This window comes from Maribacter sp. 1_MG-2023 (assembly GCF_030547005.1).
Classification (GTDB): domain Bacteria; phylum Bacteroidota; class Bacteroidia; order Flavobacteriales; family Flavobacteriaceae; genus Maribacter.
The window spans coordinates 203,411-226,382 of sequence record NZ_JAUOPN010000001.1; the positions used below are offsets into that span (position 1 = coordinate 203,411).

Consider the following 22,972-nt stretch of genomic DNA (forward strand, 5'->3'; position numbering starts at 1 on the left):
CTTTTGCGTAATAGCTAGAAAGACCATATTTCACGGGGTATTGCGTATATTTGTAAGATTGCAAAATTTGAAGTAAAACAACCATAATTTTATGAGCGAAGAAGCAAATAAGAAAAATTATTCGGCAGATAGTATTCAGGCCTTAGAAGGTATGGAGCACGTACGTATGCGTCCATCCATGTATATTGGTGATGTTGGGGTCCGTGGTTTGCACCATTTGGTATATGAAGTAGTTGATAACTCTATTGATGAGGCTATGGGTGGTCATTGCGACACCATTAGTGTAATCATAAACGAAGATAATTCAATAACCACTAAAGATAACGGTAGGGGTATACCTGTTGATCTTCACAAAAAAGAAGGTGTATCTGCATTACAGGTTGTAATGACCAAAATTGGTGCCGGTGGTAAGTTCGATAAAGATTCTTACAAAGTTTCTGGTGGTCTTCACGGTGTGGGTGTTTCCTGTGTTAATGCACTTTCAGATCATTTGTCTGCTAAGGTATTTAAAGAGGGGGTTATTTGGCAACAAGAATACTCTAGAGGTAAAGCATTGTATCCTGTTAAAAGAATAGGAGAGACTACAGAAAGAGGTACTGAGGTGACTTTTCACCCAGATGATACCATATTCACTCAAACTATAGAATATAGTTACGAGACTTTAGCGAACAGAATGCGTGAGCTTTCTTTCTTGAATAAAGGTGTTACTATCAGTATTACAGATAAACGCCAGAAAGATGAAAAAGGGGAGTTTGTTAGTGAAACATTCGTTTCTACTGAAGGCCTTAAAGAGTTTGTTAGATTTTTAGATAGTAACCGCGAGTCTTTAATTAAAGACGTTATTTCTATGGAAGGGGAGAAAAATGACATCCCTGTAGAAGTGGCTATGATTTATAACACTAGTTATACTGAGAATCTTCATTCTTACGTAAATAATATTAATACACACGAAGGTGGTACGCATTTATCTGGATTTAGAAGAGGTTTGACTTCTACATTAAAGAAGTATGCAGATGCTTCTGGAATGTTAGATAAATTGAAGTTTGAAATTCAAGGAGATGATTTTCGTGAAGGTCTAACTGCAATAGTATCTGTGAAAGTTGCTGAACCTCAATTCGAAGGTCAGACGAAAACAAAATTAGGTAACCGTGAGGTTTCTGCAGCGGTAAGTCAGGCAGTGTCTGAAATGCTGACCAATTATTTAGAAGAGCATCCAGACGATGCTAAAACTATTGTTCAGAAAGTAATTCTTGCAGCGCAGGCTAGACATGCAGCTTCTAAAGCTCGTGAAATGGTTCAGCGTAAGAATGTAATGAGCGGTGGTGGTTTACCTGGTAAATTATCAGATTGTTCAGAACAAGATCCTGAAAAATGTGAAATATTCCTTGTCGAGGGAGATTCGGCGGGTGGAACTGCAAAAATGGGTCGTGATCGTAACTTTCAAGCGATTCTGCCTTTAAGAGGTAAGATTTTGAACGTTGAAAAAGCCATGCAACACAAGGTTTTTGAAAACGAAGAAATTAAGAATATGTACACTGCTTTAGGTGTAACTATTGGTACCGAAGAAGATAGTAAGGCATTGAACCTTTCGAAATTAAGATATCACAAGGTAGTCATCATGTGTGATGCCGATGTCGATGGTAGTCATATTGAAACACTTATTTTAACCTTTTTCTTCCGTTACATGAAAGAGTTGGTAGAGCAAGGGCATATTTATATCGCTACCCCGCCTTTATATTTAGTGAAAAAAGGACAGAAAAAACAATACGCTTGGAGTGATAAAGAGCGTGATGAAATTGCTGATAGCTACAGTGGTGGTGTTAGTATTCAACGATACAAAGGTCTTGGGGAGATGAATGCATCTCAATTATGGGATACTACAATGAACCCTGACTTTAGAACATTACGTCAAATACAAATTGATAATCCGACAGAATCGGATCGTGTTTTCTCAATGCTTATGGGTGACGAAGTGCCACCAAGAAGAGAATTTATTGAGAAAAATGCTGTTTATGCAAACATTGACACATAGAAAATACCACTTACACAACAAAAACCTGCGCCTACAGCGCAGGTTTTTTAGTTTTAGGTAAAATTAGAAATATGAAAAATCTACTTACTTCCATTTTTGTTTGTACGTGCTTAACTGCTTCTGCTCAATCAGATTTTAATAATGTGCTTTCAGCTGGTGTTGAAGATGCAGAAACGTTTACAACAGATTATATGAAGCCGCTTTCTGAGAGTGTGGTTTATAATATTTCTACAGGGTGGTATAATACTGCAGATGCAAAACCCTTGGGTGGATTTGAAATATCAATTATTGGTAATATCACTAGTTTTAAAAATAAAAAAGATAAGAAAACTTTTCTTTTAGACCCAAACGACTATGAAAACCTTGATTTTGTTGAAAACCCTGGAGTTGCAAGAGAAGTATCGACTGCTCTTGGAGATATTTCTGGAATAGAAGTTTTTGTTGAAAGTCAAGTATTGGGTGTAGTTGCCCGTGAAACATTTGAATTACCATCTGGACTTGCTGGAGAAGATATTAATTTTACTCCATTAGGTTATGTGCAAGCAAGTATAGGTCTAATCAAAGGTACGGAGCTTAAGGCTAGATTTCTTCCTAAAATAGATTATGAGAATACCTCTATTGGTTTGTATGGATTTGGAATACAGCATGATTTTACTAAATTATTACCTGCGAATAGAATTTTACCGGTAGCTATTTCAGCAGTTGTGGGTTATACTAAAATTAAGGGCGATTATGATTTGGCAGATGCTGAATTGACTGATGGTGAAAATCAGCGTATGGAGGCAGAGATCGGTAGTTGGGCATTCGGTGCTGTAGTATCTACAAAATTACCGATTATTAATTTTTATGGTGGTGTCAATTACATTACTGGTAAATCGGTAACAGATGTTTTAGGTACGTACAGAGTAACGAGTGGACCTTTTGCTTCTGAAACATATGTAGATCCTTTTTCAATAACTGAAAAAGTAAACGGAGTTACAGGTACTTTAGGTACGAAACTTAAATTAGGCTTCTTTAGACTACATGCGGAATATAACTTAGGAGAATTCAATACTGCTACTGTTGGTATCAACTTCGGTATTCGATAAAGACAAATTTTAAATTTAAAAAGGTCCGATAGGAATTATCTCTAATTCCGTCGGACCTTTTTTTGTGCTTTAAATAAGCGTAGGTAATACTTGTTAAAAGCTGTTTTAGAACAACAATGGGTATAAAAAAGACTGCCCAGATCCCTCCGGACAGCCTTTTTCCCATGGCCCTGTTAAAATCGTTTATTCCCTTATTGCCAATGTAGCACCATCTTTCTTCTGAAGGTAAAAGCCATCATCAGTAGATTTAATAGTGATTATATTGTTGGGTTTGCCGTCAAGACCTTTATACTCAACTGTATAAATATCGCCTTGTTTGGACCAATTGAAATCTGTTTTCAGGGTAGTTGTAGAACCGTCGATTTCATGATATCTTCCTAAGAAAACATCATTAAAAATCCATTCTTTTCGAACAGTTTGTTTCGAAGAATTTTCGGTTACTATTAATTCCGATTGCGACCATATTCCTATAATAGGATCGTTGTTTTGTTCGATCCTAGAACAGTTCGCAAGAAACACTATGGCGCATATCGCCAACAAAGAGAGGAACTTCTTAGTCATAAGTAGGTTAATTTAATTTTGGATTTGGGATCCACAGTAATTAACGTGACTAATTTTGGGTTATTACTTTAATTCGATGTATGGTAACTAATTCACGATATCTTCGTTAAAGCGCAATTTTTTTTAACAAAACCTGCATTTTATCGATGTTTTTAAAGGCTTTGAGAGCTAATTAAATCAATAGTTCAATAGCATATTTCGTCAATAAATTCCTATTTTTGGAGTGAAAATTCAATAAACATAAAGTGGACGTACCATTTTATATATAATAATTCATAAAATAGAAATAAATGAAAGTTACAGTTGTAGGTGCTGGTGCAGTAGGTGCTAGTTGTGCAGAATACATTGCCATTAAAGATTTTGCTTCAGAAGTGGTTATTTTGGATATTAAAGAAGGTTATGCAGAAGGTAAGGCTATGGATTTGATGCAAACTGCATCATTGATGGGTTTTGATACTAAGATTTCAGGTAGTACAAATGATTATGCTAAAACTGCTGATAGCCATATCGCTGTAATTACTTCTGGTATTCCAAGAAAACCAGGAATGACGAGAGAAGAATTAATAGGTATTAACGCTGGTATTGTAAAAACAGTTTCAAGCAACCTTTTAAAGAATTCTCCAAATGTTATCATTATAGTTGTTAGTAACCCTATGGATACGATGACGTACTTGGTGCACAAAACTACTGGCATTCCAAAAAATAGAATTATTGGTATGGGTGGTGCTTTAGATAGCGCTCGTTTCAAGTATCGTTTAGCAGAAGCAATGGAAGCTCCTATTTCTGATATTGACGGTATGGTAATCGGTGGTCATAGTGATACTGGTATGGTGCCATTAACATCTCACGCAACTAGAAACAGTATTCGTGTATCAGAATTTTTATCTGCAGAGAGATTACAGCAAGTTGCTGATGATACTAAAGTTGGTGGTGCGACATTAACTAAATTATTAGGTACAAGCGCATGGTACGCTCCAGGTGCTGCAGTATCTTCTATGGTACAGGCAATTGCTTGTGATCAAAAGAAAATGTTTCCATGTTCGACCATGTTAGATGGTGAATACGGATTGAATGATATTTGTATCGGTGTACCGGTAATATTAGGAAAAGACGGTATCGAAAAGGTTATTGATATTCCTTTAAGTGATGCTGAAAAAGCAAAAATGAAAGAAAGTGCCGCTGGTGTAACTAAAACTAATGGTCTTTTAGAGTTGTAGTTTATAAACTCTTAAACATAAAACAAAGCCTTTATAGTCTAACTATAAAGGCTTTGTTAGTTTGATAAGGTGTGCTTTAGAAATATATATTGTAAAAAATATACTACCTAGAATAATCTTTCTTTTTATATTTGCCGCATGAATGCAAAATGGTGCGTATGTACTTTATTTATTATTCTAGCCTTATTCGGGTTAAGTCAAGAGCAAAAGAAAGCTTCTAATCAGCAAATTTTATTACAATTTGCAGATGTAGAATTGGCTTCAGGTACTGCTCATGATGATGCTTTGGCAGTTATCACCAAGAAGTTAGAAGTCTTAGGTGTTGATGCTATAGAAATAGTAGAAAATGACGGTGCACAATTAAGTATTCGTTATTATAGCGATGTTGATGCCCTTAGTGTTAAAGAGTTTCTTTCCCAAGAAAATCATCAGTCAATATCAAATGAAGAAGAATCTCCTTCCGATTCTCCAAAAAAAGAACTTCCTGAGACCTATAATTTAGTAGTTTCTGATCTTCATCAGCAAGCTGATGATGGTGTTACTTTGAACGCAACCCTGGTTGTACCTCAAAAGCACGATGATAAAACGTTTTCTTATCCGGTAGTTTTGCCGTTTAGTGAAAGCATAGTTTTCGAGCAAGACGCAATTGTAGATACAGCATTTAAAATAAATAGAACTATTGCAATAGCAATAGAAAACTCTTCACGAACAATTCCGGAAGTAAGGGCAGGTCCTTACGTTGATGGGAATAGTTAATTCCATTCAAAAATATTTCTAAGCGACGTAATTACTTTACGAAAAAGTGATTTGCCTTAGATTTTTAAAATATTCAAAATAATAATCAACATAAATTAAATTATTACAAATGCAAAACAAGGGACTTATAAAGCTTTTTGCTTTATTATTTGGGTTAGTTAGTATTTACCAGCTATCCTATACTTTCGTAACTAGTAAAGTAGAAAAAGAAGCGAATAAATTCGCGGTTAGCCGTATTTCTGAATCAGAAGAGGGTTATGTAGCAAAAAGAGAAGTTGCAGCAGCAAGCTATCTTGATTCTATTGGTAGTGATCCTGTTTTTGGATATACCAATTACGATGAGGCTAAAAAGAAAGAACTTAATAAAGGTCTTGACCTTAAAGGTGGTATCAACGTTACTTTGCAAATCTCAATTAAGGATATCCTTAAAGGATTGGCAAACAACACAAAAAGCCCAGTTTTCAACAAGGCTTTAGCTGATGCAGATGTAGCTTCTAGAAATAGTGATGATACATATATCGATTTGTTCTTTGAAGCTTTCGATAAGATAAAAGGAGAAACTAAATTGGCTTCACCAGATATCTTCGCGAATAAAGGACTTAGTGATGAAATCAATTTTCAAATGTCTGATGATGAGGTTAAGCCTATCATCATTAGAAAAATAGATGAGTCTATTGTTTCTGCTTTTGAGGTATTAAGAGAACGTATCGATGGTTTTGGTGTTACACAACCAAACATACAAAGAGTAGGTAATTCAGGTCGTATTTTGGTAGAATTACCAGGTGCTAGAGATATCGCTCGTGCACAAGATTTATTATCAAGTACTGCTCAATTAGAATTTTGGGAAACGTACAAGCAAAGCAATACAAGCTTTAGCACATTCCTTATTCAAGCGAACGAGAAATTAAAAACTATTGTTGAGGTTAAGCAACCAGAACAAATTAAAGAAGAGTCTGAATTAGATTCTTTATTATCTGATGTGTCTGCTGATTCTTTAGATTTAGCTACACAGGTAAATCCTTTATACGAATTGTTGATTCCTGCTAATCCAGGATCAAATGCAATGTTTCGTGCAGCTATTAAAGATACCGCTACTATTGGTGCTTACTTAAGAATGCCAGAAATCAGAAGATTATTACCTGCTGATATTCAGTTTACAAAATTTGTATGGGAAAGACCATCAGCTGAAGAAACTGAAGTTATCGATTTATATGCTTTAAAATCTAACCGCGACGGTACGCCTAGAATTAGTGGTGATGTAGTAAGTGATGCAAGAGCAGATTTTGATCAGTTTAGCAAGCCTGCTGTTTCTATGACCATGAACACAAAAGGTGCCAAGGAATGGGAAAAATTAACTGGTGATGCTTATACAAATCAAACCGGTATTGCTATTGTTTTAGATAATAAGGTATATACTGCTCCTGGTGTTTCTTCTGGTCCTATCTCAGGTGGTCGTTCAGAAATAACAGGTGACTTTACGGTAAACGAAACTAAAGATATATCTAACGTACTTAGAGCTGGTAAGCTTCCTGCTTCTGCAGAAATTATTGCATCTGAAATTGTTGGTCCTTCATTGGGTCAAGAAGCTATTGACAGTGGTTTTATGTCGTTCTTAATTGCTTTTGTAATTGTTCTTTTATGGATGGTTGCTTATTACGGTAAAGCAGGTGTATTTGCTGATATTGCTTTAATGTTGAATATCTTATTGATATTCGGTGTCTTAACTAGTTTAAATGCGGTGTTAACATTACCTGGTATTGCTGGTATAGTTTTAACACTTGGTATGTCGGTTGATGCCAACGTACTGATCTTTGAACGTATTAAAGAAGAATTAGCGAAAGGTAAAGGCAAGAGTCAAGCTGTAGCGGACGGTTTTGGTAATGCGCTGTCTTCTATTTTAGATGCTAACATTACTACTGGTTTAACTGCAATTATCTTATTCATATTTGGTTCTGGTCCAATTAAAGGTTTCGCAACTACATTAATTATAGGTATTGTAACATCTTTATTTACTGCAATATTCATTACACGTTTGTTAATCGATTGGTATATTAGTGGAAAAGGTAGAAGCTTAGATTTCTCTACTGGTATCACGAAAAATCTTTTCAAGGGAATCAATGTTGATTTCTTGGCGAAAAGAAAGATTGCTTATGTAATATCTGGAATTTTAATAGCAGTTGGTTTATTCTCATTGTTAGCAGGTCCAGGATTACAGAAAGGTGTAGATTTCATTGGTGGACGTTCGTATACGGTACGTTTCGAGCACCCTGTAAATCCTTCAGAAATAACATCAGAATTGAATACTGTATTCGGTAGCGGAACAAATGTGAAAACATATGGTGAATCTAACCAAGTAAAAATTACAACTCCTTATAAAGTAGATGTAGAAGGTATCGAAGTAGATACTGAAATTCAAGATAAACTATATTCTTCGCTTCAAAAATACTTGCCAGATGGTTTCAGCAAAGAAGCTTTTGTATTAGGTGGTGTAGATGAAGAGGCTGTTGGTATTTTAGCATCTGTAAAGGTTGGACCAACGATTGCAGATGATATTCAGAAAAATGCATTCTTGGCAATTTTAGGATCATTGCTTGTAGTTTTCCTTTATATCTTAATTAGATTTAGACGATGGCAATTCTCATTGGGTGCTGTAACTGCAGTATTCCATGATGTATTGATTGTACTTGGTGTATTCTCAATATTTGGTAAACTAATGCCTTTTAGCATGGAAATTGATCAAGCATTTATTGCAGCGATTTTGACAGTTATTGGTTACTCGTTGAATGATACCGTGGTTGTATTTGACCGTATTCGTGAGACTTTGGCAGAACGCGGCTGGAATGGCGGTTCTAACATTAACTATGCTATCAATAGTACGTTAAGTAGAACATTAAATACTTCATTAACTACTTTGGTAGTGTTATTGGCAATCTTCATTTTTGGAGGTGAGTCGTTAAGAGGATTCATGTTCGCAATGATTGTTGGTGTTGTTGTGGGTACATACTCATCTGTATTTATTGCAACTCCTGTAATGTTCGATGCATTGAGCAAGAAAGTTACTTCTGGTGAAGCTGAAGTAAAAATTGAAGAGTAGATAATACAACTAACTCAAATAGAAAAAGCCGTTCAGAAATGAACGGCTTTTTTGCTTTATAAAAGTTTGTAATTATTTAATGATTCCCGATGAGCCATTTTCACTGGGTATAAGGTCTAAAGTCCGTTTGGGTTTTAGACCTTTTTCTTTTCTATGTGAAACGAAGATTATTGCGGTATCGGTTTCTTCTGCAAATTTATTAACTAAAGAAACCAATAAGCTAGCAGATTCATCGTCCATGTCTGTCGTAGGCTCATCTAAAATTAGAATTGGTGGTCTTTTGACCATGGCACGTGCCGTCATTACCAATCGTTGCTGACCTGTTGACAGAGTATTGAAATATTTATTCTTTATAGGATAGAGATTTAATAAGAGTAGCCATTGTTTAATGATTCTCTTTTGTAGCTCGGTCGGGATGGTATAAAGCCCTACGGAATCATTTAAACCAGAAATGAGCATGTGCTCTATAGAATGTCTGCCATTGAACTTAAGTGTCATTGCAGGGGCGTAATAGCCTATTTTTTGTTTTATATCCCAAACGCTCTCGCCACTTCCTTTTTTATTTCCGAATAGATAGATTTCCTGACCAAATGCTTTAGGGTTGTCTCCGAATATCATGGAGAGTATAGTTGATTTTCCACTTCCGTTGGTGCCTGATAATTGCCAGAAATCATCCTTATCTACGGTCCAGTTAATAGCGTTCAATATTTTTTTATTTCCGTAGGATATGCTGACATCTTTGAAATCTATTAATGGAGATTCAATATTTGCGTATGTCGTGATAGATTTCGGAATACGAACGGCATTGAAAGTACTAGCGATTTCGTTATTATTTGGCGGTGTGATCTCTGTGATAGAGAACATATTCTTATTCAACTTACCAAAACAATTTATGAACGATAGCGTGTCTGACTTTCGACTTGCTAACTGAATAAATGAAATGTGTTTAGAGTGATCTTTAAGTATCGTTTTTAATGCTTCTTGAAAGGCGATATCTAAACTATCAAAAGGATTATCTAGAATAATATAATCTGGTTTTTCGTTTAGAAGGTAATGTAGTAAGGCCCTTTTTTGTTCACCACTAGACATAGTTTCTAGTGCTTGATGCTCAGTACTGATAATTTTTTTATCGTGCTTATCTTCTTTATCAATTAATTTTTCTAAGGTGAAAGGGGAAAATAAGCTGCCGATTTTATTTTCAAACTCTTGAAGTTCTTGTGGTATGCTTTCTTTTTGAAAATCTTTTAAAAAGCCTTTTTTATCAGAATTGTTATCTAAGTAAATTACCCAATGATTCATGATGCATTTATTCTAAAAATATGAACTGTATTGTTGTGGTAGGTAGTCGTAAAATCTAAAAACATGCCGTTTTTTAATGCCGTTTTCTGCGACGGAATATTGTCTACTTGAATGATTGATATTAAACTGGTTGCCCATTCTTTTGCAAAAGCTAATTGCTTACATTTTTGGACTGCTTCAAACGCAAAACCTTGTCGCCAGTACTTTGGTAATATAGAATACCCTATTTCCAATTCTTTTTTACCAGCTACTTCTTGTATCAACAAACCACAAAGACCTACTAAAGTATTGGTGCTTTTTAGGTATAGTGCATTCATGCCACCCAGGCTTTCATTATAGCGCTCGAAAATTCTGTCGAATTGTTGTTGGCAGGCTTCTTTTGGGTCAGGTGGTAACCCGGTCCAGAATTGACTACTTAAAGGTTCTTCATGAAAAGGTAGCCAGCTCTGAAAATCTGAAGGCTGTACTTCTTTAAAAAGTAACCGTTCAGATTCTTCGTTAAATAGTACGTGTACTGGCATTGTATTACTATAAAATATAAAAGGGCAATTGCTCTATTTTCTGCTGAAGCTAATGCTGTCGCCTATAGATAACCCCAATTCTTGAGCTAAACCTCCGTTGATTTCAAGAACATATTTGATAGGTACTTGAGATGTTAGCCCAGACTCATTAAGTGGCTGCGCATTTTCTTGAAAACTAGCAATTCTTAAATCTTCTTTTATGTAAATAATGTCTAAAGGAAACTCTGTATTTTTCATGTAAAAAGAATGTACTCGCTCATCAGGGAAAATAAATAACATACCTTGATTACTATCCATTCCTTTTCGGTACATGAGTCCGGTTTGGGTCTCGTAATCGGTTTCTGCAAACTCAATATTGAATTTGGTTTTTAACGTGTCACTTGAATTTAAAAAGATAGATAAGTCTCCTTCATGAGTGAAATCTATGCTTTGTGTAGCTATAGTTTTTTTTGACGCTTCTTTACAAGAAAAAAGTAAGAAAGCTACAACTATTAATATAACCGAACTTTTATGTATCGTTTTCAATATTATGCAGTTTTAGTTTTTTTGAACATAAAGTATAATCCAACAAGGATAAAAGGAATACTTAACCATTGACCGGTGGATAGTAGCCCTAAAGATTCTTCGAATCCGCCCTGACTTTTCTTTACGAATTCAACTAAGAAACGAACGGTCCATAATAAAACAAAAAACAGTCCGAATAAATACCCTGTTTTGTTCTTTTTATCAGTTTTCCAGTACAGAAAATATAGTAGAACAAATATTAAAAGGTAGCCTATACCTTCGTATAATTGTGCTGGATGACGATATGGTATTTCAGCTAAGTATTGCGAAAATTGTGGATTATTCTCAATTGCAGCGTAAGCGGCATTTAAAGTTTTTTCTTGGGTAATGCCTAATGCTTTTGATGGGTGCAAGTCGTCTGAATCGCGAATGAATTTAGTAGCGAAGATGAAATTCTCATCAACAATTTTACCATTGATTTCAGAATTGAAAAAGTTTCCTAAACGTACACAAAAACAACCAATAGCAACAGGTATGACCATTCTGTCAAATATCCAGAGCATTTTAAATTCAGGGAATTTTCTAGTGTATAAATAGGTGCCTATGATAATACCAATTGTAGCACCGTGACTCGCTAAACCGGCAAATCCTGTAAATTCATAACCGTCTATTAAACCAAATAATAGACTACCAGAAGCACTTTCGCGAACAGGAATTAATATTTCTATAAGGTGATTAGAATAGTAAGCCCAATCATAAAAGAAAACATGACCTAATCTTGCACCTAACATGGTGCTTAAAACCGTGTATATGAAAAGGGAGTCTAGTTGCTCGACAGATTTTTTCTCGTTAAAGAATATCTTTTTCATGATAAACCAACCTAAAGCAAAGGCGGTTATCCAAAGAAGATTGTAGTACTTTATTTGTATGAAGCCGATGTTGAAAAGAGTCTCATTCGGATTCCAAGTAATTCCTAAGAAATGCATGTGTTGAATTTTGAAAGGCTAAGATAATAAAATAGAAATCTCCCTAGGCTTTAGAATTGGAAAATCGGTTTTGCATTTAGTTAAAAGAGGGTTAAGATTATAGAGAAAAGGGAAGATAGAAATGAGAAGATAGAAAAGAGAGATTAAAATTGAGAAAAGAGAAAAAATGTATGGGAATAGAAATGTGAAGTTTAAAATAATCAAAGGTCTTGAGTTACTATATCATAAATTCTTATTCAAAAAAATCTTCGTATTTGAACTTGAACTTGAACTTGAACTTGCGTCTTGAACTTGAACTTTATTTAGTGAACGGGATCATATCCTTTTCCACCCCAAGGGTTGCAACTGAAAATACGTTTAGTCGCCATCCAGCCTCCTTTAAATAAGCCGTGCTTTTTTAATGCTTCTAAGGTGTATTGAGAACACGTTGGGGAGTACCTGCAGGTTGCAGGTGTATATGGTGATATCGCCAGTTGGTAAAAACGAACTAGAAATACAAAAGGGGTAATCAGAATTTTTTTTAATGAAATTTTCACGATGACAAATTGATAACACAAATTTACTACAAAACATGTAACCTTTGTAAATAACAAGTCCCGATGAAAAACATCAGGACTTGGATCTATTGCTCATTACTTCTAGGCACCAATTCTAATCGGTTCTAAATGTTGAGCTTCTTCTTCAGAATACAATCTAGATTTGATTAAGAATCGAATACCCATGGGTATTTCTAATGAAAAACTTGAACCTATGCCTGGCGTAACATCAAGAGTGAGTTGAGTGTGTTTCCAATATTCAAATTGGTCTCGCGACATATGAAAGTCACAACCCTCAATACTGCCTAGGCAAACATCATTGTCATCGAGCATTAATTCACCTTTTTCAAAGCACATAGGCGCAGAGCCATCGCAACAACCACCACTTTGGTGAAACATGAGTTCGCCATGCTTTTGTTTAAGTTCAGCGATTACAGCAGCTGCTTTTTCGGTAACTAATACTCGTTTAGTTTTCATGTTTTTTGGCTATTAAAAGAATCCCATTTTCTTCTTGTCATAAGAGATTAGCATATTTTTCGTTTGACGATAATGAGCTAACATCATTTTATGGTTTTCTCTACCGATACCAGATTTTTTATATCCACCGAAAGGAGCATGGGCAGGGTATAAGTGATAGCAGTTTACCCAAACTCTACCTGCTTTAATAGCTCTTGAAATTTGATATGCTTGGTGTGTATCACGTGTCCAAACTCCGGCACCTAATCCATATAAAGTATCATTTGCAATTTCTATAGCTTCAGCCTCATCTTTAAAAGTAGTAACACAAAGTACAGGTCCAAATATTTCTTCTTGGAAAACACGCATTTTGTTATTTCCTTTTAAGATGGTTGGTTGAACGTAATAGCCGCCTTCTAGACCTTCATTATAAGCTTGATCACCACCAGTTAGAACTTCACAACCTTCTTCTTTACCTATTTGTATATAGTTAAGAATTTTTTCAAACTGATCATTAGAAGCTTGTGCACCCATCATCGTATTTGGGTCTAATGGGTGTCCCATTTTAATTGCCTTGGTACGTTCGATTACGCGTTCTATAAACTTGTCATAAATACTTTCTTGAACTAGCATACGTGACGGACAAGTACAAACTTCGCCTTGGTTTAATGCAAACATATTCGCACCCTCCAAACACTTGTCGAAAAAATCATCATCGGCATCCATAATACTCTCAAAGAATACATTAGGAGATTTACCACCAAGTTCTAATGTAACGGGAGTAATATTTTTAGATGCGTACTGCATAATTAATTGCCCGGTGGTAGTTTCCCCTGTAAATGCAATTTTGTCTATTCTTGGGCTAGACGCTAATGGTTTACCTGCTTCTGCACCAAAACCGTTAACCACGTTAAGTACTCCGTCAGGTAAAATACCTTCAATAATTTCCATTAATATTAAAATTGCTACTGGGGTTTGTTCTGCCGGTTTTAGAACAACACAGTTACCTGCTGCCAATGCTGGTGCCAATTTCCACGTAGCCATTAATAATGGAAAGTTCCAAGGTATTATTTGACCGACGACACCTAATGGTTCTGTAACGTTCAATGCAACTGTATTAGAATCTAACTCACTGACCGATCCTTCTTCTGCTCTAATGACACCTGCAAAATATCTAAAGTGATCTACTGCTAATGGTAGATCTGCAGCCATAGTTTCACGAATGGCTTTGCCATTGTCCCACGTTTCAGCTCTCGCCAATACCTCAATGTTTTGTTCTATTCTATCGGCAATTTTTAAAAGCATATTACTTCTTTCGGTTGCTGAAGATGCATTCCATGATTTAGCGGCTACCCACGATGCATCTATAGCCTTTTCAATATCCTCCGCTGTTGATCTAGGTATTTTTGTAAAAGACTTACCGTCTACAGGTGAAATATTGTCAAAATATTCTCCCTTGCTTGGTGCTAACCATTTGCCTCCAATAAAATTTTCATATTGGTTTTTAAACTTCGGTTTTTGAAGTACATCTTTTTCTACAGTTGCTGTTGTGCTCATAATATATGATTTAAGTTAATAATAGAAGTAAGCTCATATAGGTACTACCGATACGATATTCTAAATGTACTTCTCAGTTTTTGATATTATCTGACGCATTCTACGAATAGTGTGAACTATTCTATCATTTAATGATATTATGATTTTTTTAAGTATATTTTTTTGTAAATTCCTTAAAATTAAATCAATATAAGTGTGATTCGTTTAGCTGAGAATTTCTTAAAAGGAAGACGTTTAGAGACTATGGTAGAGAACCAAACCTCTTATACGATGAATAATGCGGCTATGCATGTTTTTGAAACTCATGAGCAAGCTGCAAGTGTTCTTTTGAAATTTGAACAGCCTGTTTTGGCGAGTATGATTCAAGGAAAGAAGATTATGCACTTGCGCGATTATGAGTCTTTTGATTTTTTGCCAGGTGAATCTTTGGTTTTACCAGCGAATGAAGGTATGTGTATTGATTTTCCCGAAGCCATGGCAAAGAACCCAACTAGATGTTTGGCAATGGCTATTTCTGAGGATAAAATAAATAAGGTATTGCAATTCATGAATGAGAACATGCCTAAAAGTAATAAGGATGCATGGGGATTAATGGATTACAATTTTCATTTTGTAAATGACAGAGGCATATTTCAAATTATACAGCGACTTTTATTTCTGTTTTCTGAAGAACATCCTTCTAAAGATTTGTTTGTAGATAATATGTTGCGTGAATTGATCATTAGAATTCTACAGACTAATGAGCGAAAAATTTATAGTAATGCTACTTTATCAGTTAAAAAAGAAAGTAGACTGACAGAAGTTATACGTTACATTAGAGATAATGTGCATAAATCTTTAAGCGTAGATAGTCTTAGCAAGATAGCTTGTATGAGTCCGTCTCATTTTTATAGAACCTTTAAACTAGAGTTGGGTATTTCTCCTGTCGAGTTTATCAATAACGAACGTATAAAATTAGCCGTTGGCTTACTACAAGATCCTAAGCGAAGCATAAAAGATGTATATCTCGATTGCGGGTTTGAAAGTAGATCTTATTTTAATAGAGTTTTCAAAACAAGGCAACAAGTAGCTCCTGGAGAATACCAGTCTAAAATACAGAAATCTAGATTTTTAGATTAAGATTACAGGCTATATGTAGTACCTTCTTTACCGTCTTTTAATTGAATACCTAATACTGCTAATTGATCACGTATTTGATCAGATGTGGCAAAATCTTTATTCTCTCTCGCTGATTTACGTAATTCAATCAATAATTCTACAACACCACCTAGTTTTTCGGTATCGGCATCAGAACTACTTTTGTTCTCTAAGCCTATAACATCAAAAACGAAACCGTGTATGGTGTTCTCCAATTCAAGTTTATCTTCTTCAGTAATAGATTCAGTACCTTCTTTAATAAGGTTGATGTGCTTAACGGCATCAAACAGTTTTGCAATTAAGATAGGCGAATTAAAATCATCATTCATGGCTGCATAGCAAGATGTTTTCCAAGCTGCAACATCAAAATCGGTAGTCTTACCGGTATTTAAAGATTGAATTGAATTGATTGCCTCCATCAATTTATTGAATCCTTTTTCAGATGCTAGTAAAGCATCATTACTTATATCTAAAATACTGGTGTAATGTGCCTGCATCATAAAGAAACGTACCATAGAAGGGGAGAAGGGTTTGCTAAGAATCTCGTTTTCACCTGAAAATATCTCACCAGGCAGAATACTATTACCAGTAGATTTAGCCATTTTTCTTCCATTCAAGGTCAGCATATTGGCATGTAACCAATAATTTACAGGACTTTGACCATTGCAAGCTTCAGCCTGAGCTATTTCACATTCATGGTGTGGGAATTTAAGATCCATTCCGCCTCCGTGAATATCAAATGTCTCGCCTAAATACTTTGTGCTCATCGCAGTACATTCTAAATGCCACCCTGGGAATCCGTCGCCCCATGGCGAAGGCCAACGCATAATATGTTGTGGTTCAGCTTTTTTCCATAAAGCGAAATCTTGCGGATTATGCTTATCGTCTTGAGCGGCAAGATCACGAGTGTTTGCGATCATATCTTCAAGCTTACGGCCACTTAGTTTACCGTACTCATGCTCTTCGTTGAACTTAGCGACGTCAAAATATACAGAACCATTGGTTTCATAGGCAAATCCTTTTTCAAGAATATCCTTAATAATTTCAATCTGTTCTATAATATGTCCGGTAGCTGTGGGCTCTATACTTGGAGGTAGAAAATTGAATTTCTCTAAAATATTATGAAAATCTACAGTATATCGCTGAACAACCTCCATCGGTTCTAGCTTTTCTAATCGTGCTTTTTTAGCAATTTTATCTTCGCCATCTTCCGCATCATCAACTAAGTGACCGGCATCTGTAATATTACGAACATAACGCACTTTATAACCTAGGTGTTTAAAGTATCTGAAAATCATATCAAAAGACATGAAAGTTCTACAGTTTCCTAAATGTACATTGCTATACACTGTTGGTCCACAAACATACATGCCTATGTGGCCTTCATTTATGGGTTTGAAAACTTCTTTTTTTCCTGATAAGGAATTGTATACTTTAATTTCCTGGTTTTCGTACAATTGCATGAAGCTATATGCTATTAAAAATGGGTATCTAAGTTTAGGTAATTTAAGAACTCGCGGCGTACTAATTCTTCTTTAAATTTACCGCCATATTCTGCTGTTACGGTACTACTATCAATATCGCGAATTCCTCTAGAATTTACACAAAGGTGTTTTGCATCAATAACACAAGCAACATCTTCAGTACCTAAAGCTTTTTGTAATTCTCTAACGATTTGAATGTTTAAACGCTCTTGAACTTGTGGACGTTTAGCATAATAGTCTACAATACGATTCATCTTAGAAAGACCGACCACGGTACCATTAGAAATGTAAGCAACGTGTGCACGACCAACTATTGGTAGAAAGTGATGTTCGCAGGTAGAGTAAAGAGTGATATTCTTTTCAACCAACATTTCACCGTACTTGTACTTATTATCAAAAGTAGAAGCTTTAGGTTTTTTAGCAGGGCTTAAGCCACCGAATATTTCGTTTACATACATTTTAGCAACTCTGTTAGGAGTTCCTTTTAGGCTATCGTCGGTTAAGTCTAAACCTAAGGTTAGCATAATTTCGCGAACATTTTCACGAATGCGTTCAATCTTTTCGGCATCATCCAAATCAAAGGCATCTGAACGTAAAGGAGTATCTTCTGATGTAGAAATGTGATCATTTCCTAATTCATCAAATTGATCTTCCAGTGTATCCTCAATTTTCATTTTATCTATCTTTTAGAAGCTGCAAAGATATACAATATGTGCCACTTTATAACTAATTGCGGGCATTACACAACATAAATTAGCCATAACGTTAAGGTCTAGTTAATTTTAATTTTTCAAATGAGAAGGCCTCTATGACCAAGTATGGTGTATCTATTTTATTAATTTGCTTTTTTAGCATCTTTACCTGTTTTGCACAGGTGTCGGCAGATTGCGCCAATGCGGTTCCTATTTGCTATAATACTCCTGTAAATGGTGGTACTAATGGTTATGGTATTGACGATTTCAACGGAGCTTCTATTTCTGGGTGTATAACGCAGGGTAGTGGTACTATCGAAACAAATTCTGCTTGGTATAAATTTAAGACTGGTGAAATAGGTCAGTTAGGTTTTAATATCGGATTTGATACAAGCGAAGATTGGGATTTTGCTTTGTATAGAACAAACGATTGTAGCACACTGGGTGAGCCTGTTCGCTGTAATTATTTCGATAATTCTGATGATAGTAGTTTTATAGGAGTGGGGGAGGATCCTACAGGTATAGACAATATACAATATGATGATTGGTTAGATGTTGAACCGGGAGAGGAATATCTACTCATGATCAACAATTTTAGTAACAACAATTCAGGATTCTCTATTCAATTTTCAGGTAACATATTTGTCGAGTTTCCAAACTCTGCTTTAGATTGTGATATCATAGATAACTTATTAGGTCCGCCAGTAATAGCATGCGATAACGATACTGTGGTTTTAGAAGCAACTACCGTAGATGCTTTAGATTATGAGTGGTACTTAGATGCTGGTACAGGTTATCAACGCATACCTGGTGAAAGTGATTCAGAACTTTCTATTGCCGTTTCTGGTATGTATCGTGTGTTGGTAGTAAGACCTTTAGGTAATAATTTAATCAGTGAGACCCAAGTGGCTTATGCTCCTTCTCCTGAAACCTTTTCTTTAGAAGATGAAACTGCATGTTTAGATGGTACGGCTATCGATTTTAATGCAAAGGATGCCGAGGTATTAGGTACTCAGAGTCCGCTAGATTTTAGGGTCTCTTATCATGAAAGTTTTGAAGATGCTTTTGATGGTGCCAACGCGCTTTCAAAAGAATTTATCCCAACACAGGTTTTACAGACCATATATGTAAGAACTACATCTATAGAAAACTCAATGTGTTTTGATGCTTCTGAAACTTTTGATGTAAACGGAATCGATTTACCTGTTTTAGATTTTGAGACAGAGGTTTTTATATGTGGGGATGAACCTATTGTAACTATAGGGCAACGTATACCCGATGCTAATTTTACATATGAATGGAGCTCTGGGCAAACCTCTTCTCTTATTACTGTGGCAGAGCCGGGTATTTATACTTTATCCGTAACTAATAGAGCAGGATTAATACAATGTATTACCGTACGTTCTGTGACTGTTGTTTTTTCTAGTCCGCCAGTAATTTCTGATGTTACTGTAGAATATGAAGACGACGCTTCGAATGAGGTCAATGTTTTCTTAGAAGAGAATGGAGATTTTGAATTTCAAGTTGATAATGAAACACCTCAAGATAGCGGGGTATTTAATAATTTATTCCCTGGTGAGCATACTATCACAGTTCGTGATGTAAATGGATGTGGCTCTGATTCTAGAGATATCGTAGTGGTAGGTTTTCCAAAGTTTTTTACACCTAATGGAGATAACGTAAACGATACTTGGAAAGTTGACGGGTTGTCAGCCTTAGATAATCCGGTGATTACTATTTATGATAGATATGGTAAATTACTCTATCAAATAGTTGAAAATTCAACTGGCTGGAACGGTTCATTTAATGGAGCTCTTTTACCTGAATCAGACTACTGGTTTAAGCTTACCTACACTAATTCTTTAGGGGAAAATACAAAGGCATCTTACATCAACAATCATTTTACATTAAAGCGTTAACTCTGGTGTTTAGGCTTAATTAGTGCATTTTATCGATTAAACGCAAGAATCTTCGATGTAAGATACTAAAGCAGGTCATGTGTAGTTATAATATACATCACGTATACTAATAAGCTACACTTTTATGAGAACACTTCTTTGTTCTATATGTTGTTTGTTTCTTTTCTATTGGAACGTAACTGCACAGAATTCAGCCGATTGTAGAACAGCTATTCCTGTTTGTGCCGATCAGCCTATTATGGGTATTGCCGGTGGAACAGGTGATGTTGATGATTTTGATCCAGATGTAATACTACAAACTGGGTGCTTAGAAAAAGGTAGTCTTTCTTCCGCAAATATTGAATTCAATACTTCTTGGTTTGTTTTTAGAGCAGGTACAGGTGGTCAGGTTGGTTTTGATATTGAGGCATTGGCAACTTCGGGCTCTACACCAACTGCCGAGTGGGATTTTGCTGTTTATGGTCCAGATGTAGATTGTGCCGATATAAGTAATGGTACAGCGCAACCAATTCGCTGTAATTACGAAGTAAATGACACGAATTTTACAGGACTAGGGGTTAACCCTGAAAGCGGTGAAGAAGGTCGTGCATCTTTAACGGGTAGTCAGAATACTTATGATGAGTATTTAGATGTCGTACCTGGTGAGATTTATTACATATTGATAAATAATTTTGCCGATAATTTTACTGGAGATCCCGAACCTTTTATGCTGACTTTTACGGGTAGTTCTGTAAGTGATAGTCAAGATACTGCGTTAGATTGTGCTTTAAGAGATGAGTTTTTGGGATTGGATATCATTGCTTGTGAGGGTGATGACCCGATAACTATTAGTGCATTGAATTCACCTGCAGGTGCAGATATTGCCAATGTAGAGTGGACGGTAGATTATGAAGATGATGGTATAGTAGACGATACGCTTACCGGTTCTGGTGATTTTGGAGCAGAGTTGGTTATTATTAGTCCTAATTCTGGTCGATATTTTGCTACAATAACTACCATAACCGGCACACCTCCAACAGTGGCTGACGATAGTGGAGTTTTAGTTACCTTTTTTGGAACACCTATTTTAGACCGTGTAGAAACATTGGATACTAACCTATCTATTGATCCTGATCAAAATAATATTGAATTTTTTGTTGAAGGTGATGGAGATTATGAATATGCCATTAACGACGGAGCTTTTCAAGATGATGCTGTATTTATGAATGTTCCTCCAGGAATTAATACGGTTGTTATTAATGATAAGAATGGATGCGGAATTACTGATCCTATAGAGTTCTTGGTAGTAGGATATCCTAAATTTTTTACTCCAAATGGAGATGGAATAAATGATGATTGGAATGTGGAGGGAATTGAAACATTAGATAATCCTGTTGTATTTATTTTTGATCGATATGGTAAGTTGTTGAAGCAGCTTGGCGCAAATGATAGCTGGGACGGAAATTACAACGGACAGCAAATGACTTCTACAGATTATTGGTTCCGTTTTGAATATGGTGACATGCAAGATAATCTACTAGTAGCAAAAACCCGAAAGACACATTTTTCATTAAAGAGATAAAAAAAAGGGAGCAATTTGCTCCCTTTTTTTTGCATTTATATTGTTGATTAAAAATTAATCGTATAGCTCAAAGTTGCATTCGTAATACTTCGGTTTATTAATGCAGAAGTTGTAATACCAGCATCAAATAATCTTTCGCTAACGTCTTGTTGAGAGCGACTAAGGGCGAAATCTAATCTGCTTCCTCCAAAACTATATCCAATACCGCCAGAAATAGCATTTAAATCTCCTATTGTATTCCCATTTTTATATGGACTCTGTTCAAAGCGATACCCGGCTCTAAGGCTCACCTGTTGAATTCTGTATTCGCTACCTAATTTAAAAGTGGAAACTGAGCCCAATTCGTTGGCAATTTGTGTATTTACAGTTCGAAAACTTTGGTCGAAGGTTGGTCGTAATTCTGTTCTTGAAAAATCTTGATACCCATAATCAAAACTTAATAATCCATCTTTAGCGAAAATTACAGCTAAACTACCGGTTAGTTTTCCTGGAGTTCTAACAGTGTATCTTTCAAATAAATTAACAATATTGAAATTGATAAAATTAATATCTTCATCTGCCAAGTCAGAATCAATTCGTTGAGATAAAGCATCTTCTAAATGATACCACGTTGGTGATTGGTAACTACTACCTAACCTTATGTTATCGTTTAGTTTGGCTATAGCTCCAAGGCTAAATGAAAAGCCATGACCTTTTGTTTGTAAATAATTATCAAACGTTGTTCTTTGTATAGGAGAATTAGGGTCATAACCGTTTTCATCAAACTCATCATACTGTGTATATCGTATGTCGTGGAAGTTTAAAGAGGTCCCTATGTAAAAGTTTTCTTTATATTGAGAAGCCATATTGAGGGAGAACTTGCTATTGTAGCCTGTAGTTTTTCTTAAGAAATTTTGTTGTACTCTGTTATAAATACCGTTTTTGATATAATTTGTGTTATTATCATCTTCAGTTTCTGGATCAAGAATACCACCGTAATATCCTAAAAACGTCTGTTGATCCCTGAAACCTTGTGCTGCACCTATATCTAAATAAGCATCCTCAAGAAACTCGTCATCTTGTAAAAGTATCGAGCCAAAAGGAGTGCCTTGCGCATATTCCAAAAAATAGGTGTCGATACCTTGGTTACTATTTCCTGAAACAAAATATTCGTTATCGAAATTATCTACAATATCATAATTGAAAGCCAAAGTAAATTTTTTCCAATCAGAATTAGAATTTGAATTTTTGAAAACAAATGCACCCCCAAATTGATTTAATTTGATATTATCGTTTTTGGTAATTAATGCATCTCCAAAGTAGCTAGCATCATTATAAGTGTGATAATTAGATCCAGAAAAGGTAAACAGACTATTATTAAAAACTGCAGAACCTGCGGGATTTACATTTAAAGATGACAAATCACCGCCTAAGGCTCCAAATGCACCTCCCATGGCTTGAAAACGAGCGGTTCCTTGTAGATTTTCAGTGCCATACCGTAATGCATCGGTTATGTTTTGTGCGCTGCCAGTGGCACAAGCCATAAGTATTACAAAAGTTAGATATTTTTTCATAGCAATATTTCAATTATAA

19 protein-coding genes are annotated in these 22,972 nt (G+C 35.5%); 8 read left to right on the forward strand and 11 right to left on the reverse strand.

Annotated features, from left to right (window positions below; genetic code table 11):
• Positions 1 to 91: 91 nt before the first annotated feature.
• Positions 92 to 2,032 (forward strand): DNA topoisomerase (ATP-hydrolyzing) subunit B, encoded by a 1,941-nt coding sequence (gyrB, locus tag Q4500_RS01060; protein WP_303597905.1) that lies wholly within the window; start codon positions 92 to 94, stop codon positions 2,030 to 2,032.
• Positions 2,033 to 2,103: 71 nt separating this feature from the next.
• The gene (locus tag Q4500_RS01065; protein ID WP_303597906.1) at positions 2,104 to 3,120 is read left to right on the forward strand and encodes a DUF6588 family protein; all 1,017 of its coding nucleotides are present in this window, start codon (positions 2,104 to 2,106) and stop codon (positions 3,118 to 3,120) included.
• Between the two features lie 183 nt (positions 3,121 to 3,303).
• Here Q4500_RS01065 and Q4500_RS01070 read toward each other — a convergent pair whose 3' ends face one another.
• Positions 3,304 to 3,681: a hypothetical protein gene (locus Q4500_RS01070; protein WP_303597907.1), complete on the reverse strand. Its 378-nt coding sequence runs from the start codon at positions 3,679 to 3,681 to the stop codon at positions 3,304 to 3,306.
• A gap of 290 nt (positions 3,682 to 3,971) precedes the next feature.
• On the opposite strand from Q4500_RS01070, the gene Q4500_RS01075 reads away from it, so the two are divergent.
• The 3 genes from Q4500_RS01075 (at position 3,972) to secDF (ending at position 8,748) form a co-directional block, all read left to right on the forward strand.
• Positions 3,972 to 4,898, forward strand: a complete 927-nt coding sequence (locus Q4500_RS01075) for a malate dehydrogenase (protein ID WP_303597908.1) — start codon at positions 3,972 to 3,974, stop codon at positions 4,896 to 4,898.
• A 138-nt stretch (positions 4,899 to 5,036) separates the two neighbouring features.
• Positions 5,037 to 5,654 (forward strand): hypothetical protein, encoded by a 618-nt coding sequence (locus Q4500_RS01080; RefSeq protein ID WP_303597909.1) that lies wholly within the window; start codon positions 5,037 to 5,039, stop codon positions 5,652 to 5,654.
• Positions 5,655 to 5,763: 109 nt separating this feature from the next.
• A complete protein-coding gene (secDF, locus tag Q4500_RS01085; protein ID WP_303597910.1) occupies positions 5,764 to 8,748 on the forward strand; it encodes a protein translocase subunit SecDF in 2,985 nt (994 codons plus the stop codon).
• A 72-nt stretch (positions 8,749 to 8,820) separates the two neighbouring features.
• Here the strand turns inward: secDF and Q4500_RS01090 are convergent, their stop codons facing one another.
• From Q4500_RS01090 to Q4500_RS01120, 7 genes are all read right to left on the reverse strand, one after another.
• The gene (locus tag Q4500_RS01090; RefSeq protein WP_303597911.1) at positions 8,821 to 10,047 is read right to left on the reverse strand and encodes an ATP-binding cassette domain-containing protein; all 1,227 of its coding nucleotides are present in this window, start codon (positions 10,045 to 10,047) and stop codon (positions 8,821 to 8,823) included.
• A complete protein-coding gene (locus Q4500_RS01095) occupies positions 10,044 to 10,568 on the reverse strand; it encodes a GNAT family N-acetyltransferase (protein ID WP_303597912.1) in 525 nt (174 codons plus the stop codon). The genes Q4500_RS01090 and Q4500_RS01095 overlap by 4 nt, the downstream gene beginning before the upstream one ends.
• Positions 10,569 to 10,601: 33 nt before the next feature.
• The gene (locus tag Q4500_RS01100) at positions 10,602 to 11,093 is read right to left on the reverse strand and encodes a DUF192 domain-containing protein (RefSeq protein WP_303597913.1); all 492 of its coding nucleotides are present in this window, start codon (positions 11,091 to 11,093) and stop codon (positions 10,602 to 10,604) included.
• Positions 11,094 to 11,095: 2 nt separating this feature from the next.
• The gene (gene lgt / locus Q4500_RS01105) at positions 11,096 to 12,058 is read right to left on the reverse strand and encodes a prolipoprotein diacylglyceryl transferase (protein WP_303597914.1); all 963 of its coding nucleotides are present in this window, start codon (positions 12,056 to 12,058) and stop codon (positions 11,096 to 11,098) included.
• Positions 12,059 to 12,360: 302 nt separating this feature from the next.
• On the reverse strand, positions 12,361 to 12,594 hold the full coding sequence (gene yidD / locus Q4500_RS01110; RefSeq protein ID WP_303597915.1) for a membrane protein insertion efficiency factor YidD: 234 nt from the start codon (positions 12,592 to 12,594) through the stop codon (positions 12,361 to 12,363).
• A 102-nt stretch (positions 12,595 to 12,696) separates the two neighbouring features.
• Entirely contained in the window at positions 12,697 to 13,071 is a 375-nt protein-coding gene (locus tag Q4500_RS01115) for a DUF779 domain-containing protein (RefSeq protein ID WP_303597916.1), read from the reverse strand.
• Positions 13,072 to 13,083: 12 nt separating this feature from the next.
• The gene (locus Q4500_RS01120; protein WP_303597917.1) at positions 13,084 to 14,607 is read right to left on the reverse strand and encodes an aldehyde dehydrogenase family protein; all 1,524 of its coding nucleotides are present in this window, start codon (positions 14,605 to 14,607) and stop codon (positions 13,084 to 13,086) included.
• Positions 14,608 to 14,802: 195 nt separating this feature from the next.
• Between Q4500_RS01120 and Q4500_RS01125 the strand changes: the two genes are divergently transcribed.
• Positions 14,803 to 15,726, forward strand: coding sequence for an AraC family transcriptional regulator (locus Q4500_RS01125; protein ID WP_303597918.1), 924 nt, complete (start codon positions 14,803 to 14,805; stop codon positions 15,724 to 15,726).
• 2 nt (positions 15,727 to 15,728) lie between these two features.
• Here the strand turns inward: Q4500_RS01125 and cysS are convergent, their stop codons facing one another.
• Positions 15,729 to 17,207 carry a cysteine--tRNA ligase gene (cysS, locus tag Q4500_RS01130; protein WP_303597919.1) on the reverse strand — a complete coding sequence of 493 codons (1,479 nt, stop codon included), beginning with the start codon at positions 17,205 to 17,207 and terminating at the stop codon, positions 15,729 to 15,731.
• Positions 17,208 to 17,221: 14 nt separating this feature from the next.
• Positions 17,222 to 17,902: a GTP cyclohydrolase I FolE gene (gene folE / locus Q4500_RS01135; protein WP_299320715.1), complete on the reverse strand. Its 681-nt coding sequence runs from the start codon at positions 17,900 to 17,902 to the stop codon at positions 17,222 to 17,224.
• A gap of 134 nt (positions 17,903 to 18,036) precedes the next feature.
• On the opposite strand from folE, the gene Q4500_RS01140 reads away from it, so the two are divergent.
• Positions 18,037 to 19,839, forward strand: a complete 1,803-nt coding sequence (locus Q4500_RS01140; protein ID WP_303597921.1) for a T9SS type B sorting domain-containing protein — start codon at positions 18,037 to 18,039, stop codon at positions 19,837 to 19,839.
• A 124-nt stretch (positions 19,840 to 19,963) separates the two neighbouring features.
• Positions 19,964 to 21,400, forward strand: a complete 1,437-nt coding sequence (locus Q4500_RS01145; protein WP_303597922.1) for a T9SS type B sorting domain-containing protein — start codon at positions 19,964 to 19,966, stop codon at positions 21,398 to 21,400.
• Between the two features lie 47 nt (positions 21,401 to 21,447).
• Here the strand turns inward: Q4500_RS01145 and Q4500_RS01150 are convergent, their stop codons facing one another.
• Positions 21,448 to 22,953 (reverse strand): OmpP1/FadL family transporter, encoded by a 1,506-nt coding sequence (locus Q4500_RS01150; RefSeq protein WP_303597923.1) that lies wholly within the window; start codon positions 22,951 to 22,953, stop codon positions 21,448 to 21,450.
• Positions 22,954 to 22,972 lie beyond the last annotated feature (19 nt).